Origin of the sequence: Moorena sp. SIO1F2, from assembly GCF_010672755.1 — a bacterium.
Taxonomy (GTDB): Bacteria; Cyanobacteriota; Cyanobacteriia; order Cyanobacteriales; family Coleofasciculaceae; genus Moorena.
Map to the genome: position 1 here is coordinate 1 of NZ_JAAHFV010000470.1, position 4,228 is coordinate 4,228.

Annotated in this window: 8 protein-coding genes; all 8 read left to right on the forward strand. The window is 39.9% G+C overall.

What is annotated here, in order from left to right; all coding sequences use genetic code 11:
- The coding region (locus F6J94_RS31080) for a hypothetical protein (RefSeq protein ID WP_293047317.1) at positions 1–280 on the forward strand (280 nt) is incomplete at its 5' end.
- A gap of 284 nt (positions 281–564) precedes the next feature.
- Positions 565–852: a hypothetical protein gene (locus tag F6J94_RS31085; RefSeq protein ID WP_293047319.1), complete on the forward strand. Its 288-nt coding sequence runs from the start codon at positions 565–567 to the stop codon at positions 850–852.
- Between the two features lie 305 nt (positions 853–1,157).
- Positions 1,158–1,445 (forward strand): hypothetical protein, encoded by a 288-nt coding sequence (locus F6J94_RS31090; RefSeq protein WP_293047321.1) that lies wholly within the window; start codon positions 1,158–1,160, stop codon positions 1,443–1,445.
- Between the two features lie 245 nt (positions 1,446–1,690).
- Positions 1,691–1,987, forward strand: coding sequence for a hypothetical protein (locus F6J94_RS31095; RefSeq protein ID WP_293047323.1), 297 nt, complete (start codon positions 1,691–1,693; stop codon positions 1,985–1,987).
- Positions 1,988–2,238: 251 nt separating this feature from the next.
- On the forward strand, positions 2,239–2,997 hold the full coding sequence (locus F6J94_RS31100) for a peptidylprolyl isomerase (RefSeq protein ID WP_293047325.1): 759 nt from the start codon (positions 2,239–2,241) through the stop codon (positions 2,995–2,997).
- Positions 2,998–3,158: 161 nt separating this feature from the next.
- Positions 3,159–3,350, forward strand: coding sequence for a hypothetical protein (locus tag F6J94_RS31105; RefSeq protein ID WP_293047327.1), 192 nt, complete (start codon positions 3,159–3,161; stop codon positions 3,348–3,350).
- A complete protein-coding gene (locus F6J94_RS31110; protein ID WP_293047329.1) occupies positions 3,331–3,531 on the forward strand; it encodes a hypothetical protein in 201 nt (66 codons plus the stop codon). The genes F6J94_RS31105 and F6J94_RS31110 overlap by 20 nt, the downstream gene beginning before the upstream one ends.
- Positions 3,532–3,876, forward strand: coding sequence for a hypothetical protein (locus F6J94_RS31115; RefSeq protein WP_293024704.1), 345 nt, complete (start codon positions 3,532–3,534; stop codon positions 3,874–3,876).
- Positions 3,877–4,228: the final 352 nt, after the last annotated feature.

Here is a 4,228-nt window from a genome sequence, read left to right on the forward strand (position 1 = left end):
TGGTGGTACTACTATTGCTGGAATCACATTCAACAACAATGTCAACAGCGTTTTCAACACCACCAGCAACATCACCGAAACCGAAATTTTCAATACCAGCATTATCTCTCGTGTAGACATTAATGGTATTACCGCTTCAGGTGGTGTTACATCTGAAGCTTCTAGCGATAAAGGTAATAACGTTGCTACTAAGCAAGAAAGCGTCTTCATCACTATTGAGCAAGGTGGAGTAACTGGTTCCAAGTCTGTAGGTATTGGCTTCTCTGCTATCAGCCGTTAGTACTTAATCAGGAACTTTTTGTGATTAAGTAATTTGTAAACCTGGGTGTATTCATATCCTAATATAATGCATTAAATTAAATTATATATCAGGATGATGACACTCATTTTTAGGTGTAAATACTTCACTTTTATGACTTCAAGATACTAAAGTATTAGTAGTTATATCAAACCGTAAATCAATAGATCACTTGCCAAATTAGCGAGACAATAATTTTGAAAAATGATAGGTTAATTGAAGTTTAATCTAAGCATTTTTATTAACAAACATGAGATAAATAAATAATGATTATTTCTGATCTAAATCATTTAGAAACTATTGCTGAAGACCCCAAAGTTGTGGGTGGATCTGGCTACTACCAACCTTACTTCCCTTTCGGATTTAACAAATTTATCAACGTCGGTATTGACATTGAAGAGAACGTAGCTACGATTGATGGGCGCGCACAAGCCTTTGGTGAGGAGACTTTCACTAACGTCACTGGCAGTACTACCACTACTGAGCATGGTTCTCAATCTACCCTAAGTACAATATCTGTTAGTTCTTCTAAGAATAAGAAGCATTATTACTAAAACGGCTTAGAGTAATCGTTGAGACTTAAGGCTATCAATGCTGCGGAAAGATGAAGCAAAAATCAGTAACATCTTTCCGCAGCATTAATCACAATGGGAGCATCCCATTTTTGTGAATTGGTAGTGGAAGCATTTTGCTTGTGGTGAGTAAAATAAGGACGTAATTGGTAGTGGGAGCATCTTGCTCGGTACTTACAGAAAACGGTGCTCCCAATTTATCATATTTAGTTGCTTTTATATTTAGTTGCTTTTAAATGCTCCCAATCACAATTAACTATTACCTAATTTGACCAGGAGAATCATTCATGAAAATTTCTGAATTAGAATATTTCGAGCTAAAGGTAAAAGACCACCCTATTTTAGGTGGTTTTGTTTTTACTAATGCTCAAGCCTTAGCTGGTCCTGGCATCGCTACCGCTAATGGTAAGGCCGATGCTTTCGGTCAGCATACCGATACATCGGTAAAAGGCTTTACCGATGTAGACCAGTTCTTTTCTGAAGCTAGGGCAAGAGCTGAGGCTAGGGCTAGGGATCGTTTTTACTCGGGTCATTCTGTCTACGATGCCTTTGCGATTTATGGTTTCATTGGGTAACTCAACAAATATATAGCAGTTCTTATTTGGGTGAGGTACTTTGCTTATTATTTTAAGGCAAAAGGCAACAGGCAACAGGCAACAGCGCTGCATCGCTTTTATGATAATTATTTTATCAATTATTGTCCGCTGAGCCTAAGTTATCCGATACGAAGTTCCAGAATTATGCCAAAACTATAGTTAATTTTTAACTAATTAAAATTGTTTTTAACTCGTTCCATTAGTAACAAAGGAGGTTAACGATTATGTTTGATAGCTTTGATTTATGGGCTTTACCTGGCTCATTTACAACGATGAAGGCTAGTCGTTCTACAATTATATCTGTATCGGAAGTAAATTCTGAAGCAGCAAGTACTATGACTAATGCCATGAGCATCGATCCTGATGGAAACATGGCTACCAGTGCAGTGCAAGCATCTGCTAGTAAAGCCACAAACACTGCGGGTATTGTTGAAGCTAGCGCTGGTACTGATAACTTCTCAGCACCTGATATTCAGGAACCTTTTTTCATGAGATTTAACTTCTTTAGCAGATACTTCTGAAGCTATAAGCTTTACAAAATCTAATCTAGCTTCTGTGTGCTGGCTTCAAAACGGGGATTGAGGGGCGAGGTGTTTTGATTGAGGTATAAGTCTAAACTCTAGGTTTGACTGTCAAATACTCCCCCCTCAATTCGGCAACTTGGCAGAGGTTAGGAATTGCTTTTTGTATGATGATAATAGTCAGAGGGTTGACTCAGCTGAATCTGACCAAGACTGTAAGTAGTTCCAATTATAGTTCATAATCGGGTGTAATGGTTGACCTTTCCAAAGCATCGGTGACTCCAGAGGAAATTATGTACTCCTTGAAAAAGGAGATACATCTCAAGGGCATCTGTCAAAAAGTTTTGTATCAACGAGTTATCAATAAAGCAGCTCAAGAAAGAGGGATAACAGTCTCACCAGAAGACGTGCAAGCTCAGGCGGATGAGATCCGTTATGCCAATCGTTTGGAAAAGGCAGCAGAAACATTGGCTTGGCTGGCAGATCAGATGGTGACAGCAGAGGATTGGGAAGCGGGAATTAGCGATCGCTTGCTTGCCCAAAAGCTTGCTGAGTCCTTATTTTCTAAGGATGTCGAAAAAAGCTTTGCTCAAAATCGACTGGACTTTGAGCAAGTGTTGGTTTATCAAATTCTGGTGGATTCTGAGGAAATTGCTCTGGAGCTTTTCTATCAGATTGAAGAAGGAGAAATCAGTTTTTATGAAGCTGCTCATTTCTATGATATAGACCCAGAAAGGCAGCGACGGTGTGGCTATGAAGGAAAGTTGCCTCGCTGGAGTTTTAAGCCTGAGATAGCTGCCGTTATCTTTAGTGTTCAGCCAGGAGAAGTGACTCATCCCCTGCAAACCGAACAAGGATATCATCTTTTCTTAGTTGAAGAATTTATTCCAGCTGAATTAACGGAAGAAAAGTCTAAAGAAATTTTACAGAGTATGTTTCAAGAGTGGCTCAATAGTGAAGTTAACTATATGATCCATAGTGAACTTAGTACCATCAATACTGGGGAATAATCCCAATGCTATTAATGGTTTTAGAGAGCAGGGAGCTAAGGCCGTGGGCCACGCTTACTGGCAGAGCCAGACGCTGCGCGAACGCGAACGGAGCTTCGGAGCAGGGGTAATAAAATTGAATCTACCTAATAACTAAAATTACTAACTAGAGTGATGTAACCATGAAACGTTCCCAGACAATCATAAAATGGATAGTTTCACCAGATGGTACGGTTGTAGTCCAAGCCGAAAGTACAGCAACTGCCTCTGGGGATGAAGCAACCATTATTCAAGAGGTTACTGTCAAAAGAGACTCTAGTGGCAGAATTTATAGCAGAAGTTCATCCTCTTGCCATGCTTCTTCTAGTAGGTAGTTTACCGATAGCATTTCTAAATCAATTATACAAAATAATTACCGTTTTTGACCTTGTCTTGAGTAAGCATTTAGCTATCAGCTTTGGGCTTTGGCCTATGGCCACGCTACGGGAATGGCCACGCTACTTGAGGTGCTATCAGCTTTGGGTCTGTGGCCAACGGCTGACAGCTGACTGCTGAATGCTTACGGCTATAGTCCCATTGGTAAACAAAAATCTATTTCTCAAACCAGTAGAAAAGGAAGAAGAGTCAATCCGCATGGGAGTTTGGGAACAAGACAAAAGATTTGAATATACCTTGAAAGTGGGAACTTACAACACCAACAGTTATCTTCGTTTGATGGAATGGCAAGCACAAAAAGCGATGAAGCGATTATTTGAGACAGGAAAGCCCACAGTGATTATTCACGATAACGCTTCAATCCATCGTGCCAAGGTAGTTCAACAACGTCATCAAATTTGGTCAAAACAAGGACCCACGCATCTTTTTTCTTCCTCCTTATTCTCCTCAAATGAACCGTATTGAAGACCAAGGGCTACATCTCAAACGTCAAGAATTGGGTAGTTATGTATTTGAGGATGAATACGACCAACGCTTTAGCAATTATTGAGGGGATGGAAAATCGGGGTCAACAGGGAAATTATACTGTTGAACGTTTGATGTTTAATTAAGTGGAGCTACTTAACTATTGATTAACTTATAGCAAGTCCGGAGGATGAGTGATGATTAACAATATCCACGTTCTTCCCTCCCCTTACTTCTCCCCATCTCCCGATCAGTTTTAATGATTTAGTATTAAGGGTCGATGATATGACGACCAGATAGGGAGTATGGTGCTCTGTAAGCTGGCGAATTTAAGTTGGCGAATTATTGATGG

Excerpts from the sequence above, each read along its gene's own strand:
- F6J94_RS31100 (WP_293047325.1), top strand. The coding sequence starts at position 2,239 with ATGGTTGACCTTTCCAAAGCATCGGTGACTCCAGAGGAAATTATGTAC.
- F6J94_RS31090 (WP_293047321.1), top strand. The coding sequence starts at position 1,158 with ATGAAAATTTCTGAATTAGAATATTTCGAGCTAAAGGTAAAAGACCAC.
- F6J94_RS31095 (WP_293047323.1), top strand. The coding sequence starts at position 1,691 with ATGTTTGATAGCTTTGATTTATGGGCTTTACCTGGCTCATTTACAACG.
- F6J94_RS31105 (WP_293047327.1), top strand. The coding sequence starts at position 3,159 with ATGAAACGTTCCCAGACAATCATAAAATGGATAGTTTCACCAGATGGT.
- F6J94_RS31115 (WP_293024704.1), top strand. The coding sequence starts at position 3,532 with ATGCTTACGGCTATAGTCCCATTGGTAAACAAAAATCTATTTCTCAAA.
- F6J94_RS31085 (WP_293047319.1), top strand. The coding sequence starts at position 565 with ATGATTATTTCTGATCTAAATCATTTAGAAACTATTGCTGAAGACCCC.
- F6J94_RS31110 (WP_293047329.1), top strand. The coding sequence starts at position 3,331 with ATGCTTCTTCTAGTAGGTAGTTTACCGATAGCATTTCTAAATCAATTA.